Genomic DNA, 14,342 nt, shown 5'->3' with positions numbered 1-14,342 from the left:
GCGCAAGCCACCTGGGGGGCTTGCCGCCCCGGTACGGAATACGTCTCCCGCGGGGTGGAGCGGCAAGCAGGTGGCTCGATGCCTCGGCCGTACGCAGCAGCCGGTCAGCAGTCCCGAAGCTCCGGCGACTGGTTGAGCAGCTGGTTGCGCACCGATGTGAAGCGTGCCAACGTCTCGTCCACCGAGGCGTCCACGGGGAACACCGCCACGCGGTGGCAGTTCTGGAAGGCCAGCCGCACACCGAAGTGCCGCTGCAGCGCACCGCGTATGGCGTCACTCGCGAGGGCACGCAGCAGCTGACCGCGCGCCTGCTCGTCCGGCGGGGGCGTCTGGTTGTCGGCGAAGGGTCCGCCGTCCACCTTCAGCTGAGCCACCAGGGAACTGATCATCTCCCACGCGTAGGGCAGGGAGGTCCGGACGCAGTCGACGAATGCTGCTTCGTCGACCTCGCCTCGCTCGGCCTGTTCGAGTAGGGCCGGTGAGACGTCGAGCGACATGGGTTCTCCTCTCGCACCCCCGAACAGCAGGGGTTGCCGGACAGATAAGGGAGTTCGCGATTTCGAACACGCTCAGTACATGCGCCGCGACCTCCCGTTCACTACGGTAGGCAACGGTCGGTGACCACACCAGCAGAATGCGCATATGGAACGGTCCCGTTACGCCCACAATCGGCCAGGGATGAACAAGAGTTTCCAGGGACATATGGGGTGATCCCTGGGGAGCGGGGCGGGCGGATCGCGCGCACCGACGGGCGTCGAGTAGCGTTGCCGACCATGCGTCTCGTCATTGCCCGATGCTCGGTCGACTACGCCGGCCGGCTCACCGCCCACCTGCCCTCGGCTCCCCGCCTGATCCTGGTCAAGGCGGACGGCAGCGTCTCCATCCACGCCGACGACCGGGCCTACAAGCCCCTCAACTGGATGTCGCCGCCTTGCACGCTGAAGGAGGGCACGGGCGAGGACGAGGGTGTGTGGACCGTCGTCAACAAGGCGGGCGAGAAACTGATCATCACGATGGAGGAGATCCTCCACGATTCCTCGCACGAGCTCGGCGTGGACCCCGGCCTGATCAAGGACGGCGTGGAAGCGCATCTTCAGGAACTGCTCGCCGACCGCATCGAGACGCTCGGCGAGGGATACACGCTCATCCGCCGCGAGTACATGACGGCGATCGGCCCGGTGGACATCCTCTGCCGGGACGCCGACGGCCGGACCGTCGCCGTCGAGATCAAGCGGCGCGGGGAGATCGACGGGGTGGAGCAGCTCACGCGCTACCTGGAGCTGTTGAACCGCGACCCGCACCTGGCTCCGGTCCGCGGCGTCTTCGCCGCACAGGAGATCAAGCCCCAGGCCCGCGTCCTCGCCACCGACCGCGGCATCAACTGCCAGATCCTCGACTACAACGCACTCCGCGGCATCGAGGACGACAAACTGCGGCTGTTCTGACCGCACCGACACGACCGCGCGCGGCTCCGCCTGCACCGCGCGCCCTTCTCCACCGCTCCCCCTCCGCCGCGAGGGCGCCAGCCCGGTAGGTTGCGCACCGTCGCGGCGGATTCAGTGGGGTGGCCCGCGCTACATCACCGCACCGAAGCCGCTCGGTGATCCCGTGCCGCCCTGCGGTGCGCTCGCAGACGCGCTGCCCGACGTCCCGGCGTCTGAGCCGGTCGTCGTGCCGGCGTCCGTGCCGCTCGTCGTCCCGCTGCTGTCGCCCCCCGTGGTCCCGCCCGTGGACGTGCCCCCCGTGGTCGTCGTACCGCTGGTGGAGCCGTCCGTCGTACCGCCGGTGCCGCTGCCGCCGGTGGACGTGTCGCCCCCCGTGGTCCCACCCGTCGTACCGCCGGTGGAGCCACCCGTGGTACCGCCGGTGGAGTCGCCTGTCGTACCGCCGCTCGACGAGCTGGTCGACCCCGACGGCTTGGGCGACTTGGACGGCGGGCTGGAGGACGTGCCGGGGCCGGACGGCTTGACGCTCTCCGACGGCCGAGCGGTGTCCGGGGGCGGCGCCGGGCCGTCGGTCGCGCCGTACGTGCCGTACGTACCGTCGCGGCCCGGTGACGTGGGCCGGCTGGTCGTCCTTCCGGTGCTGTCGCCGGTGCCCTTCGTCGGGTCCGCGCCCAGACTGCCGTCGTCCACGCCCTGGCTCACCGACGGGTTGACGTCGACCTTGCCGGCCGGGTTCTTGCCCGCGTTCTCGTCCGACGTCATGCCGAGGGTGACGACCGTGCCGAGCACCGCGACGAGCAGCGCGCCCGAGCCGGCCGCCACCAGATTGCGGCGGGCCACGCGCCGGAAGTCGCCGTACGGCTTGGGAGCCGGGGGCTGATGGGTGACCAGCGGGTCGCCGACGAGGCCGTACGGCGGCGGCGCCGGCTCCTCGTGCCGTACCTCCGGCACCTCCTCGCCCGCCGTGGCCGCCACCCCGGGCACCTCGCCCGAGCGGTCGGCGACCAGTGCCAGCGCCCGCCGGCCGGCCACGGTGCCCCGCTTGTCGGCGAGCGCCCCGCGCAGCCCGATGGAGGCCTCCAGTTCGGCGCGCGCCCGGCCGAGCTGCCCGCCGCAGAGCGCGAGGATCCCCAACTCATGGTGAAAATAGGCTTGTTCGGACACCTCGCCGACCGCCCGGGAGGCTTCCGAGCCGGAGCGCAGAGCCCGTTCCCAGGCGTTCCAGTGGAGTCCGGCGGCGAAGGCGGGCGCGGCCGTCCGGGCGAGCCGTACCGCGCAGACCTCCTCGCCCTCGGCGGGCGGAGAGGCCTGCGGTACGACGGCGGCGAGCGCGGCCAGCAGCGCGTCGGCCTCCGCGCACACCCGCTCGGGGGTGACCGAGGGGTGGCCGGCCCACCACGCGTAGTGCTGGGCGGCGGTGAGTGCCTGGGCCGGTGCGTCGTCGGCGTATCCGGCGGCCTCCAGCTGGGTCCGCACGCCGGCGGCGAGGCGGTAGCGGGAGCCGACCGGGGAGACCAGTCCGCAGTCCGCCAGCTCACCGAGGGCGGCGTCGGCGTGCGTGTCTCCGACCAGGGCCGGCAGATGCGCCTGATGGGGCACCTCACCGCCGAGGGCGACCGCGAAGCGGAGGGCGGCGCGGGCGGAGGCGCTGAGCCGGGAGGCGAGCAGCGGGGCGGGGGCCGCGGCCTCGCCGAGAGAGGGCAGCGGGACGCCCTCCTCCAGGTCCACGGGCAGGTCCGCCGGCTGGCGTACGTCCTCGAAGACCCCGTGCTCGTCCACCGCCCCGGCGCTGGCCCGCAGCTGGTCGCGCTGCCGGAGCAGGGCACCGGCCTGGACGAACCTCAGCGGCAGCCCCTCGGACTCGAACCAGAGGTCGCCGGCCCAGTTGGCCTCCTCCTCGGTGAGGATCCGGCCGATGGTCCGCTCCAGGATCTCCACGCCCGCGGCGCGGTCCAGGCCGCCGAGGAAGATCTCCTCGACCTCCGACTCGGCGGAGGGCGCGGGGATGTCGGGGGTGGCACCCAGCAGGAAGGCGCACTCGGGGGTGGCGTCGAGCAGCTCGTCCAGGGCGGAGCCGCCGAACTCGACGTCGTCCAGGACGACGACCGCGCCGATCTCCCGCACCAGGGCGAGCAGTTCGTCCCGTTCCGGGCGGTACCGGGGGGCGTCGTAGACGGTGTGGAAGAGGTCGTCCAGGACTTCGCCGGCCGTGCGGTGGAAGCCGTTCAGGCGGACCACACCATCGGGGGCGAGGTCCTGGCAGTCCTCGGCGACCAGGTCGAGGAGGGCGGTACGGCCGGAGCCGCCGGGGCCGGTCAGCCGTACGGAGCGGCCCCGGGCCAGCAGCCGGACCAGGCGCTCGCGTTCGTCCTGGCGCTCCAGCAGGGAGTACACGGGTCGGGCGGGTCCGGGCGGCACCGGCGGCCGGGCGGGGCGCTCGGCCTCGGCGCGCTCGGCGGCGGTGCGCTTGCGGGGCCGGCCGGGACGTTCCGCGGGCGGGCAGTGCTCGATCTCGCTGCCGTCGACCGGGTTGACGGTCAGCAGCAGGTCGCCGGAGACGAGCTGCACCGTGCGGGCGAGCGCGGGTGCGCTCGGGACGAAGTCGGAGGTGAGGGATTCCCGGGGCGGGCGGCGGCTGTGCGCCTGGCCGTGCTCCTCGGGTCCCGGGGTGTTCGGGTCCATGGGTTCAAGTCCCCCAAAAGCGTCGTGTGCCCGTGATCCGGCCCCTCCCGGCCTGCCGCACACCGCGCTGTCGCTTCTGGTCCGGGCCCGCTCGGTCGAGGGTTGCGAGGCGGCGGGCGACCGAACCCTAAACCTTCGCCCAGTATCTCCGACAGGGCGGGGTGCCATGCGGTCCGAGACGTCACAGTCTCGTGAGGATTGCCCGCGACGTGCGCTTCGGCGGCCGCGCCCGGGTCTCCCCCGTCGCCCGGTTCACACCGGATCCGGGCGTTACACCCGGGGCAGCGACTCCACGCCGATGCCGCCCTCGATGGCGAGGATGCGGTGCAGCCGGGTGGCCACCAACAGGCGCTGCATCTGCGGCGGTACGGCGCGCAGCACCAGCCGGCGACCGCAGCGGCCGGCCCGCCGGTGGGCACCCATGATCACCCCGAGGCCGGTGGCGTCCCAGGAATCCAGTTCTGACAGGTCGAGCACCAGGTCGCCGACTCCGTCGTCGACGGCCGAGTGCAGGGCCGTACGGGCGTCCGCCGCGCTGCGGACGTCGAGGCGGCCCCCGACGACCAGCTCGGCGTGGTCGCCCCTGATGTACATATGCGCTCCCCGTTGAATGCGGTTGGCGTACTCCGTGACGGTGCTGTGCAACGTCTGACTGTGTGAGTGGCGGCGCGGTTGCTGTTTGTAAGCGAACCGATACCGAATTCACCCCTGGGAGTGATGCTCTCGGGGTGAATGTCCGGCGTATGCGTGTACGGATGGTTTCGGTGCGCCGGACCGACGGGTCCCGGCACGACGCACCGATGCTTCTCAGTACGTGTAGAAGCCCTGCCCGCTCTTGCGGCCGATGTCACCGGCGTCCACCATCCGGCGCATCAGCTCCGGCGGGGCGAACTTCTCGTCCTGGGACTCGGTGTAGATGTTGCTCGTGGCGTGCAGCAGGATGTCCACGCCGGTGAGGTCCGCGGTGGCGAGCGGGCCCATGGCGTGGCCGAAGCCCAGCTTGCAGGCGAGGTCGATGTCCTCGGCGGTCGCGACACCCGACTCGTAGAGCTTGGTCGCCTCGACGACGAGGGCGGAGATCAGCCGGGTGGTGACGAAGCCGGCGACGTCCCGGTTGACGACGATGCACGTCTTGCCGACGGACTCGGCGAACTCCCGCGCGGTGGCGAGGGTTTCGTCGCTGGTCTTGTAGCCGCGGACCAGCTCGACGAGCTGCATCATCGGGACCGGCGAGAAGAAGTGCACACCGACGACCCGCTCGGGGTGCTCGGTGGCCGCCGCGATCTTGGTGATCGGGATGGCGGAGGTGTTGGAGGCCAGCACGGCCCCGGGGCGCACGATCTTGTCGAGTGCCCGGAAGATCTCGTGCTTGACCTCCAGCTTCTCGAAGACGGCCTCCACGACGATGTCGGCGTCGCCGGCCGCGTCCAGATCGGTGGTCGGGGTGATGCGGGCCAGGGCGGCCTCGGCGTCGCGCGCCTCCAGCCTGCCCTTGCCGACGAACTTGTCGTACGAGGCCTTGATGCCGTCCGTGCCACGCCTCAGCGCCTCGTCGGTGACGTCACGCAGGATGACGTCCCAGCCCGCCTGCGCGGCGACCTGGGCGATACCGGACCCCATGAGTCCGGCCCCGATGACAGCGAGCTTCCGTGCCACTCCGACTCCCTCAAACCCTGTTGACGTCTGCCTCCTCGGCGGACCATAGCGCTCCGGAGCGGCTGTGTGACCGGTAAGTAATGCGCGTCACGTCTCATTTGACGGACATCACACCGCCGGCACTCAGAGCGCGCCCCGGACGGCGTAGTTGAGGACCTTTTCGCTCAACAGGTCCTCGATGTCGTCGAGGAGGGCGAGTACCTCTCGTGACACTTCGGCCGGTTTGCGCCCTGCGAGCATCTCGCGGCCGATGGTGACGAAGACCGCCTGGTGGATCCAGCAGATCTGACCGGCCATCAGGTCCGGCAGGGGATCGCCGGCGGCGGCGCCCGTCTCCTCACGCAGGACCGCCTCCACGTTGTCGTGGATCTCCTGCTGCAGGCTCCACAGCCGGGAGCGCAGCGGCGGCGCTTCATCGATGACGCGCATGAAGCGGTCATATCCCTCCATCAGCCCCACCCGGGGCGAGACGGCCTCGACCTCACCGCGCAGTTCGCGCAGGACGGCGCGCGCGGCGGATTCCCCCGCGTCCCGCCCGCGCACCCAGCGCGCGAGCCGGTCGACCATGCCGGCGGAGCGGTCGAAAAAGAGGTCCTCCTTGGCGGGGAAGTAGTTGTAGACGGTGTTGACGGAGACATTGGCGGCCTCGGCGATCTCCGCGACCGTCACCGCGTCGAAGCCGCGCTCCATGAACAGCCCCGTGGCGACATCCGAGAGGTACTGCCTGGTCTGCCGCTTCTTCCGCTCCCTGAGTCCCTCAGCCATGTCCGCATCCTAACTTCGTTGGAACTGCTGAAACTTTGGGGTCGTTGCAAAATTTCAGTGCCTCTGTTTTTCTGGGGGTATGGCAGTCATCAGTGCGGCGGGCCTCGCCCGCACCTTCCAGAACAAGGCCGGGCCCGTGGAGGCCGTGCGCTGCGTCGACCTGGCCGTCCAGGAGGGCGAGATCCTCGGCTTCCTCGGACCCAACGGCGCCGGCAAGACGACCACCCTGCGGATGCTCACCACCCTGCTGAAGCCCACCGGCGGCGCGGCCACCGTCGCGGGACACGACCTGGCGACCGATCCGGCCGGGGTACGCCGGGTGAGCGGCTACGTCGCCCAGTCCGGCGGAGTCGACCCGCAGATCACCGTGCGGGAGGAGCTGGTCACCCAGGGGCGGATGTACCGCCTGTCGAAGACCGAGGCGGTCGAGCGCGCCGACGAACTGGCCCGGGAACTGGACCTCGCCGGGCTCCTCGACCGGAAGACCGGCGCGCTCTCGGGCGGCCAGCGGCGCCGGCTCGACATCGCGATGGCGCTCACCCACCGCCCCAAGGTGCTCTTCCTCGACGAGCCGACGACCGGCCTGGACCCCGGCAGCCGTGCCGACCTGTGGGACCTGGTCCGCCGGCTGCGCGACGCGTACGGCACCACCGTCTTCCTGACCACCCACTACCTGGACGAGGCCGACGCCCTCGCCGACCGCCTGGTGATCGTCGACCGGGGCGTGGTCGTCGCCGAGGGCACGCCGGGTGCGCTCAAGCTGGAGCACGGCGGCTCGCTCGACGCCACGCTCCAGGACACCTTCCTCGCCATCACCGGCCGCGGCCCCGCGCCGGCCGACGCCACCCCCGTAGCCGTATAGGACCCCCGGAATGCTTCTCCATGACACGGCCCTCGTCTACGGCCGTTATCTGCGCCAGTCCCTGCGCTCCCGCTTCGCCCTGCTCTTCGGGGTGCTGACGCCGCTGCTGTATCTGCTCTTCTTCGGCCCGCTGCTCACCGACCTGCCGCTGGGCGGCGAGGGCAGCTCCTGGCAGCTGCTCGTCCCCGGCCTGCTGCTCCAACTCGGCTTGTTCGGAGCCCTGTTCGCCGGCTTCACGGTCATCATCGAGAAGGGGCAGGGGGTGGTGGAGCGGATGCGGGTGACTCCGGTCAACCGCCTCGCCCTGCTCCTCGGCCGGGCGCTGCGCGATGCCACGGTCTTCGTCTTTCAGGCGGTGCTGCTGGTGCTGGCGGCGCTGGTGATGGGCCTGCGCGCACCGGTCGCCGGCGTTCTGATCGGCTTCGCCTTCGTCGCCCTGCTCACGCTCTCGCTGGCCTCGCTGTCGTACGCGCTGGGGATGAAGGTCCGCACACCGCACGAGTTCGGCCCGTTGATCAACGCGGTGTCGATGCCGTCGATACTGCTGTCCGGCCTGATGCTGCCGATGACCCTCGCCCCGGCCTGGCTGGACGCGCTCTCGCACTTGGTGCCGTTCCGCTATCTGGTGGACGCGGTGCGTGACGCGTACGTCGGCCGGTACACGAGCGCGCACATGCTGTACGGCGTCCTCGTCGCCGTCGGCTTCACGGTCCTCGCCGTGACAGTGGGCACACGCGTGTTCCGGACCGCGGGAGCGTAACTACGCTGGCCACATGGTCAATCTGACGCGCATCTACACCAGGACCGGCGACAAGGGCACCACCAACCTCGGCGACATGAGCCGGGTGCCCAAGACGGACCTCCGGATCTCCGCGTACGCGGACGCCAACGAGGCCAACGCGGTGATCGGCACCGCGATCGCACTGGGCAACCTCGACGAGGAGGTCGTCAAGGTCCTCACCCGTGTCCAGAACGACCTGTTCGACGTGGGCGCGGACCTGTCGACGCCGGTGGTGGAGAGCCCGGAGTTCCCGCCGCTCAGGGTGGAGCAGTTCTACATCGACAAGCTGGAGGCGGACTGCGACCGCTTCAACGAGCGCCTGGAGAAGCTGCGCTCCTTCATCCTGCCGGGGGGTACGCCGGGCGCGGCGCTGCTGCACCAGGCCTGTACGGTCGTCCGCCGGGCCGAGCGTTCCACCTGGGCGGCCCTGGAGATTCACGGCGAGTCCATGAACCCGCTGACCGCGACCTACCTCAACCGCCTCTCCGACCTGCTGTTCATCCTGGCCCGGGCGGCGAACGGCGAGGCCGGCGACGTGCTGTGGGTGCCGGGCGGGGAGCGTTAGCGCCGCTCGGCCGGTTCCGGCTTCCGCTCCGGCTTCCGCTCCGGTTCCCGCTTCGGTTCCCGCTTCGGGAACAGCGTGTAACTGGCGGCGATGATCACGTTGATGCCGATCAGCCACAGCATCCGCACCTGCCACGCCCGCAGGGAGCCGGTGTCGCCGTCGCCGCCGACGTACCAGACGGCGGCCTGGAGCAGCGCGAGGGCGACCAGCGCGGCCACGACCCAGCGGCCCGCGACCTTCCATTCGTGGACGGCGCGGGCCGTGCCGTACCTGGGGGCCCTGGCCGGGGGCGGGCCCCCGGCGAAGCGGTGGGCCGCCCGGGCATCGGCCCACTTGATGGTGGAGTGGCCGAGGCCGACGGTGAAGCCGATGTAGACGGCGGCGAGCCCGTGCCGCCAGTCGGGTTCGGCGCCGTTCTTGAGGTCGATCGCGGTCACGGCGAAGAGCACGATCTCCAGGAGCGGCTCGCACAGCAGCAGCAGAAGTCCGGTGCGCGGCATCCGAAGGCCGTACCGGAAGGCCAGTCCGGCCGCCAGCAGCACCCAGAACGCCACCTCACAGGCGATGATCATTGCGACGATCACGACTCACTCCCTTCCCTCACCCTTCCAGGCTCCCGTGGGCCGGCGTGCGGATCATCGTCACCGCTGACGAAACCGTCGTAAGCGAAAGTCGCAGTCCGGGACCCTTCCGGGGGAGCAGGCGGGGCGACCGGGGGCCGTGTTGGATGGAGGCATGCCCTTCGCACTTCCCCGCCCCCACCGCGACGACTGGCGCATCGCCGTGGGCGGGCTGCTCGGCGGGGTGCTGCTGTGGGCGCTCGGGATCCACCCCGGCAGGGCCTCGGACCCCGTCGTGCTGTGGCACGCGTCATGGGCCCCGCTGGTGCCGCTGGCGCTGACCGTCGCCTGCGAGCCGCTGCGCCGCGCCCGGCCCCGCACCGGCCTGTTGTTCGGCACGGCCGCGCTGGCCCTGGACACGGTGACGGTCGGCAGCATCGTCACCATCGTGCTGTACACGGACCTCATGTACGCGGCCGTCCTGTACGGCACCCCGGCCTCCGCCCGCCGCATCCCCTGGATCACCGGGATGCTGACGGTCCTCGGCGGCCTCCTGCCCGCCGCCCTCTGGCGCGATCCACAAGGCCTGCTCGTCGGTGTCGCCGTAGGCGTGGTGGCGTTCGCGCCCGCCGCCACCGGCTGGGTGGTGCGCAACCACCGGGACGCGGCCGAGGCGGCCCGGCTGCGCGCCGAACAGACCGCGCTGCTCGCCGAGATGGACCGCAGACAGGCCGTCACCGCCGAACGGGCCCGGTTCGCGCGGGAGTTGCACGACATGGTCGCCAACCACCTGTCCGCGATCGCCATCCACTCCACGGCCGCGCTCTCCCTCGACGACCCGAAGACCTCCCGGGACGCCCTGGCCGTCATCCGGGAGAACAGCGTCGCGGGACTGGCCGAGATGCGGCGGCTGATCGGGATCCTGCGAGACAGCAGCGGTGACCTGGAGCCTTCCCCCACCCCCACCCTGGACGGTCTCGCCGCTCTGGTCGAGGGCGCCCGCGCCAACGGCCTGGACGTCACCCTGGACGCCGGCCACGACCGCGTTCCCGCGCCGGTCGAGCTGGCCGCCTACCGGATCGTGCAGGAGTCGCTGACCAACGCCCTGAAGCACGCGGCCGAGGGGCGGGTCCGCGTCGTGGTCCGCGAGGAGAACGGCTCCCTGCACGTCCGGGTGACCAGCGCCTACCGCCCCGGCGACGCCGCCCGCGCGCCCGGCTCGGGCTCCGGCCTTGCCGGGATGCGGGAGCGTTCCACCCTGCTCGGCGGGCGTTTCGAGGCGGGGCCCGAGGATGGTCAGTGGGCTGTACGCGCCACGCTTCCGCTCACCGAAGGAGACCCCGCATGATCCGTGTCCTGGTTGCCGAGGACCAGTCCGCCGTCCGCGCCGGGCTCGTCCTGATCCTGCGCAGCGCGCCCGACATCGACGTGGTCGGCGAGGCGGAGGACGGGCTGCGGGCGGTCGAACTGGCCCGGAGCATCAGGCCGGACCTCGTCCTGATGGACGTTCAGATGCCCCGGCTGGACGGGGTGTCCGCGACCCGGCAGATCGTCACCGAGCAGCTCGCGGACGTGCTCGTGCTGACCACCTTCGACCTCGACGAGTATGTGTTCGGGGCGCTGCGGGCCGGAGCGGCCGGGTTCCTGCTGAAGAACACCGAGGCGAAGGATCTGCTGCAGGCGGTGCGGACGGTGGCCCGCGGGGAGGGGATCGTGGCGCCGGCCGTGACCCGGCGGCTGATCGCGGAGTTCGCCGCGGCACCGGTGCGGGAGACGAAGGTCGATCCGGTCGTGCTGGAGGGGTTGACCCGGCGTGAGCGGGAGGTGTTGTCCTGCGTCGGCGAGGGGCTGTCCAACGCCGAGATCGCCGAGCGGCTCCAGATGGCGGAGGGGACGGTGAAGACGCACGTCAGCCGTCTGCTGGCCAAGCTGGAGCTGCGCAGCCGGGTCCAAGCGGCCGTGCTCGCGCAGGAGTTGGGTGTCTAGCGGACCGGGGCGGCGAGTGGTCCAGACCTATTGACCTGTGGTCCAGACCTTTCTACTCTCGCAGCACCGTGGGCGTGAAGGCTCAGTCATGCCCCTGACACCCCCGATGAAGAGGGAGGCGCAGCATGCGCTTCAGACACAGAGCCGCGGCAGGGTTCGCGACCCTGTTGCTCCCCCTGGCCGGCCTGGTCGGTCTCGCGAGCCCCGCCCAGGCCGCGGCCAACGCGACGGCGAGCTTCACCAAGAGCAGCGACTGGGGAACCGGCTTCGGCGGCCAGTGGACCATCAAGAACACCGGCACCACCGGCATCAGCTCCTGGACCGTCGAGTGGGACTTCCCCTCCGGCACGTCCGTCACCTCCGCGTGGGACGCCGACGTCACGAACTCCGGCACCCACTGGACCGCCAGGAACAAGTCCTACAACGGCACCCTCGCCCCCGGTGCCTCCGTCTCCTTCGGCTTCAACGGCGCGGGCTCCGGCTCCCCGTCCAACTGCAAGCTGAACGGCGACAGTTGCGACGGTACGACGGTCCCGGGTGACGCGGCGCCCTCCGCCCCCGGCACGCCGGCCGCCTCCGGCGTCACCGACACTTCGGTGAAGCTGAGCTGGAGCGCGGCCACCGACGACAAGGGCGTCAGGAACTACGACGTCCTGCGAGACGGCAAGGTCGTCGGCACGGTGACCACGACCTCGTACACCGACACCGGTCTGACCGCCGGCACCGACTACTCCTACACCGTGCAGGCCCGCGACACCGCCGGCCAGACCGGCCCGGTGAGCGGCTCGGTCGCCGTGCACACCACCGGCGGCACCACTCCCCCGCCCACCGGCGGCAAGGTCAAGCTCGGCTACTTCACCGAGTGGGGCATCTACGGCCGCAACTACAACGTCAAGAACCTGGTGACGTCCGGCTCCGCCTCGAAGATCACGCACATCAACTACGCCTTCGGCAACGTCACCGGCGGCAAGTGCGCGATCGGCGACTCCTACGCCGACTACGACAAGGCCTTCACCGCCGACCAGTCCGTCAGCGGTGTCGCCGACACCTGGGACCAGCCGCTGCGCGGCAACTTCAACCAGCTCCGTGAGCTGAAGGCCAAGTACCCGAACATCAAGGTGCTGTGGTCCTTCGGCGGCTGGACCTGGTCCGGCGGCTTCGGCGAGGCCGCGAAGAACCCGGCCGCCTTCGCCCAGTCCTGCTACGACCTGGTCGAGGACCCGCGCTGGGCCGACGTCTTCGACGGCATCGACATCGACTGGGAGTACCCGAACGCCTGCGGACTGAGCTGCGACACCAGCGGGGCGGCGGCCTTCAAGAACCTGATGTCCGCGCTGCGCGCCAAGTTCGGCTCGAACAACCTGGTCACGGCGGCCACCACGGCCGACGGCTCCTCCGGTGGCAAGATCGAGGCCGCGGACTACGCGGGCGCCGCCCAGTACGTCGACTGGTACAACGTGATGACGTACGACTTCTTCGGCGCCTGGGACGCCAAGGGCCCGACCGCCCCGCACTCCCCGCTCACCTCGTACTCCGGCATCCCGAAGGCGGGCTTCACCACCGCCGACGCGATGGCCAAGTTCAAGGCGACCGGCGTCCCCGCGAAGAAGCTGCTCATCGGCATCGGCTTCTACGGCCGCGGCTGGACCGGCGTCACCCAGGACGCCCCGGGCGGCACGGCCACGGGCCCGGCGGCCGGCACCTACGAGCAGGGCATCGAGGACTACAAGATCCTGAAGTCGTCCTGCCCGGCCACCGGCACGATCGCGGGTACGGCGTACGCGCACTGCGGCAGCAACTGGTGGTCGTACGACACCCCCGCCACCATCGCCACCAAGATGGCGTGGGCCAGGAACCAGGGCCTGGGCGGTGCGTTCTTCTGGGAGTTCAGCGGTGACACCGGCAACGGCGAACTGGTGAGCGCCATCAGCGACAACCTGTAGGCACGCTGTCGGGAAAATCCGTAGTGCGCTCTAAGCGACGTTGACGCGCTGTCCGGGCGGGGCTGCTTCCAGCCACGCGAGAAATCCGGTCAGCGCGTCTTCGCTCATGGCGAGCTCCAGGCGGATGCCCCGGTGCGTACAGGCCAGCACCACCGCGTCGGACAGCAGCGCCAGCTCCTCCTCGCCCTCGGGCAGACGGCGGCCGGACACCTCGATCTGCGCGCGCTCCAGGACGCGGCGGGGGCGGAAGGCGTAGGAGAAGACCCGATACCACTCGATGCGGTCGCCGTTGTAGCGGGCGACGCCGTAGCTCCAGCCCTTGCCGCCCCCGTCCGGTTTCTCGGGTACGTCCCAGCGCAGCGAGCAGTCGAAGGTTCCGCCGGAGCGCTGGATGAGCCGGCGGCGCAGCCCGAACAGGAACAACCCCACCACCACGAGCGCGACCACGATCCCGCACACAGTCAGAGCGAGGACCATCGGCACCGACCTCCTCGTCTCCCAGGCAGTAGCACTGCTCTTGTAACTGAGTAATGAAACGGAAAAAACACCTACATCTGCCTCAGCCGCGACCGGCACCGGATTACTCCGGGCCGGCCGCGGCTGAGTGACGTCAACGTACAGCGCGGCTGGTTCAGCGCGCCGCCGCCGCACGCAGTCGGACGTCCGCGCGGCGCTCGGCGGCGGCGTCGCCCTCCGCCTTCGCCCGCTCCAGCTCCCGCTCCGTGCGCTGGACGTCGATCTCGTCCGACAGCTCGGCGATCTCGGCCAGCAGCGACAGCTTGTCGTCCGCGAACGAGATGAAACCGCCGTGCACCGCAGCGACGACCGTTCCACCATCACTCGTACGGATGGTCACCGGGCCCGACTCCAGCACACCGAGCAGCGGCTGGTGACCGGGCATGACGCCGATGTCGCCGGACGTGGTGCGCGCGACGACCAGGGTGGCCTCGCCGGACCAGACCTGGCGGTCGGCGGCGACCAGCTCGACGTGCAGCTCAGCAGCCAAGGGTGGCTCCTCGGGTCACCACCCGGCGGTAGTGCCGGGTGTTGGGGTCAATTCTAGTAGGCGTGGACGAGGGGGCGGGACGCGCCCGCCC

The 14,342-nt window shown here is 70.9% G+C and carries 15 protein-coding genes; 7 read left to right on the top strand and 8 right to left on the bottom strand.

Translation table 11 applies throughout. The features are described from left to right. Positions 1–104 precede the first annotated feature (104 nt). The gene (locus ABZ079_RS32195; protein WP_356942978.1) at positions 105–497 is read right to left on the bottom strand and encodes an SCO5389 family protein; all 393 of its coding nucleotides are present in this window, start codon (positions 495–497) and stop codon (positions 105–107) included. A 276-nt stretch (positions 498–773) separates the two neighbouring features. Between ABZ079_RS32195 and nucS the strand changes: the two genes are divergently transcribed. After that, a complete protein-coding gene (gene nucS, locus ABZ079_RS32190; RefSeq protein WP_356942977.1) occupies positions 774–1,445 on the top strand; it encodes an endonuclease NucS in 672 nt (223 codons plus the stop codon). A 129-nt stretch (positions 1,446–1,574) separates the two neighbouring features. Here the strand turns inward: nucS and ABZ079_RS32185 are convergent, their stop codons facing one another. The 4 genes from ABZ079_RS32185 to ABZ079_RS32170 all read right to left on the bottom strand — a co-directional run bounded on the left by ABZ079_RS32185 (position 1,575) and on the right by ABZ079_RS32170 (position 6,548). Beyond that, a complete protein-coding gene (locus ABZ079_RS32185; RefSeq protein WP_356942976.1) occupies positions 1,575–4,127 on the bottom strand; it encodes an ATP-binding protein in 2,553 nt (850 codons plus the stop codon). Between the two features lie 270 nt (positions 4,128–4,397). Continuing rightward, positions 4,398–4,721: an STAS domain-containing protein gene (locus ABZ079_RS32180; protein ID WP_356943023.1), complete on the bottom strand. Its 324-nt coding sequence runs from the start codon at positions 4,719–4,721 to the stop codon at positions 4,398–4,400. A 213-nt stretch (positions 4,722–4,934) separates the two neighbouring features. Beyond that, positions 4,935–5,783, bottom strand: a complete 849-nt coding sequence (locus ABZ079_RS32175; protein WP_356942975.1) for a 3-hydroxyacyl-CoA dehydrogenase family protein — start codon at positions 5,781–5,783, stop codon at positions 4,935–4,937. Between the two features lie 123 nt (positions 5,784–5,906). Further along, positions 5,907–6,548: a helix-turn-helix domain-containing protein gene (locus ABZ079_RS32170; RefSeq protein WP_356942974.1), complete on the bottom strand. Its 642-nt coding sequence runs from the start codon at positions 6,546–6,548 to the stop codon at positions 5,907–5,909. A 79-nt stretch (positions 6,549–6,627) separates the two neighbouring features. Here ABZ079_RS32170 and ABZ079_RS32165 point away from each other — a divergent pair, with 79 nt between their 5' ends. The 3 genes from ABZ079_RS32165 to ABZ079_RS32155 are packed head-to-tail and all read left to right on the top strand — an operon-like array spanning position 6,628 to position 8,756. Then, a complete protein-coding gene (locus ABZ079_RS32165; RefSeq protein ID WP_356942973.1) occupies positions 6,628–7,410 on the top strand; it encodes an ATP-binding cassette domain-containing protein in 783 nt (260 codons plus the stop codon). 10 nt (positions 7,411–7,420) lie between these two features. Next, a complete protein-coding gene (locus ABZ079_RS32160) occupies positions 7,421–8,170 on the top strand; it encodes an ABC transporter permease (protein WP_356942972.1) in 750 nt (249 codons plus the stop codon). Between the two features lie 13 nt (positions 8,171–8,183). After that, on the top strand, positions 8,184–8,756 hold the full coding sequence (locus ABZ079_RS32155; protein WP_356942971.1) for a cob(I)yrinic acid a,c-diamide adenosyltransferase: 573 nt from the start codon (positions 8,184–8,186) through the stop codon (positions 8,754–8,756). Here the strand turns inward: ABZ079_RS32155 and ABZ079_RS32150 are convergent. Next, on the bottom strand, positions 8,753–9,340 hold the full coding sequence (locus ABZ079_RS32150; RefSeq protein WP_356942970.1) for a hypothetical protein: 588 nt from the start codon (positions 9,338–9,340) through the stop codon (positions 8,753–8,755). The two genes, ABZ079_RS32155 and ABZ079_RS32150, sit on opposite strands and share 4 nt — an antisense overlap. Positions 9,341–9,491: 151 nt before the next feature. On the opposite strand from ABZ079_RS32150, the gene ABZ079_RS32145 reads away from it, so the two are divergent. The 3 genes from ABZ079_RS32145 (at position 9,492) to ABZ079_RS32135 (ending at position 13,245) form a co-directional block, all read left to right on the top strand. Beyond that, positions 9,492–10,664 carry a histidine kinase gene (locus ABZ079_RS32145; RefSeq protein WP_356942969.1) on the top strand — a complete coding sequence of 391 codons (1,173 nt, stop codon included), beginning with the start codon at positions 9,492–9,494 and terminating at the stop codon, positions 10,662–10,664. After that, entirely contained in the window at positions 10,661–11,302 is a 642-nt protein-coding gene (locus ABZ079_RS32140) for a response regulator transcription factor (RefSeq protein WP_356942968.1), read from the top strand. Before ABZ079_RS32145 ends, ABZ079_RS32140 begins: the two co-directional genes overlap by 4 nt. Before the next feature lie 125 nt (positions 11,303–11,427). Then, a complete protein-coding gene (locus ABZ079_RS32135; protein WP_356942967.1) occupies positions 11,428–13,245 on the top strand; it encodes a glycoside hydrolase family 18 chitinase in 1,818 nt (605 codons plus the stop codon). A gap of 30 nt (positions 13,246–13,275) precedes the next feature. Here the strand turns inward: ABZ079_RS32135 and ABZ079_RS32130 are convergent, their stop codons facing one another. Next, a complete protein-coding gene (locus ABZ079_RS32130; RefSeq protein ID WP_356942966.1) occupies positions 13,276–13,722 on the bottom strand; it encodes a DUF2550 domain-containing protein in 447 nt (148 codons plus the stop codon). Positions 13,723–13,876: 154 nt separating this feature from the next. Beyond that, positions 13,877–14,251 (bottom strand): F0F1 ATP synthase subunit epsilon, encoded by a 375-nt coding sequence (locus ABZ079_RS32125; protein ID WP_067129289.1) that lies wholly within the window; start codon positions 14,249–14,251, stop codon positions 13,877–13,879. Between the last annotated feature and the right edge of the window lie 91 nt (positions 14,252–14,342).

The sequence above is a fragment of the Streptomyces sp. NPDC006314 genome, assembly GCF_040613075.1.
Classification (GTDB): domain Bacteria; phylum Actinomycetota; class Actinomycetes; order Streptomycetales; family Streptomycetaceae; genus Streptomyces.
The sequence above is the reverse complement of the archived record's forward strand: the minus strand, read 5'-3'. Positions and strand labels throughout refer to the sequence as shown.

What these genes read in the sequence shown, in the direction of transcription:
- ABZ079_RS32195 (WP_356942978.1), bottom strand. Translation starts at nt 497, where the DNA reads ATGTCGCTCGACGTCTCACCGGCCCTACTCGAACAGGCCGAGCGAGGC.
- nucS (WP_356942977.1), top strand. Translation starts at nt 774, where the DNA reads ATGCGTCTCGTCATTGCCCGATGCTCGGTCGACTACGCCGGCCGGCTC.
- ABZ079_RS32185 (WP_356942976.1), bottom strand. Translation starts at nt 4,127, where the DNA reads ATGGACCCGAACACCCCGGGACCCGAGGAGCACGGCCAGGCGCACAGC.
- ABZ079_RS32180 (WP_356943023.1), bottom strand. Translation starts at nt 4,721, where the DNA reads ATGTACATCAGGGGCGACCACGCCGAGCTGGTCGTCGGGGGCCGCCTC.
- ABZ079_RS32170 (WP_356942974.1), bottom strand. Translation starts at nt 6,548, where the DNA reads ATGGCTGAGGGACTCAGGGAGCGGAAGAAGCGGCAGACCAGGCAGTAC.
- ABZ079_RS32165 (WP_356942973.1), top strand. Translation starts at nt 6,628, where the DNA reads ATGGCAGTCATCAGTGCGGCGGGCCTCGCCCGCACCTTCCAGAACAAG.
- ABZ079_RS32160 (WP_356942972.1), top strand. Translation starts at nt 7,421, where the DNA reads ATGCTTCTCCATGACACGGCCCTCGTCTACGGCCGTTATCTGCGCCAG.
- ABZ079_RS32155 (WP_356942971.1), top strand. Translation starts at nt 8,184, where the DNA reads ATGGTCAATCTGACGCGCATCTACACCAGGACCGGCGACAAGGGCACC.
- ABZ079_RS32145 (WP_356942969.1), top strand. Translation starts at nt 9,492, where the DNA reads ATGCCCTTCGCACTTCCCCGCCCCCACCGCGACGACTGGCGCATCGCC.
- ABZ079_RS32140 (WP_356942968.1), top strand. Translation starts at nt 10,661, where the DNA reads ATGATCCGTGTCCTGGTTGCCGAGGACCAGTCCGCCGTCCGCGCCGGG.
- ABZ079_RS32135 (WP_356942967.1), top strand. Translation starts at nt 11,428, where the DNA reads ATGCGCTTCAGACACAGAGCCGCGGCAGGGTTCGCGACCCTGTTGCTC.
- ABZ079_RS32130 (WP_356942966.1), bottom strand. Translation starts at nt 13,722, where the DNA reads ATGGTCCTCGCTCTGACTGTGTGCGGGATCGTGGTCGCGCTCGTGGTG.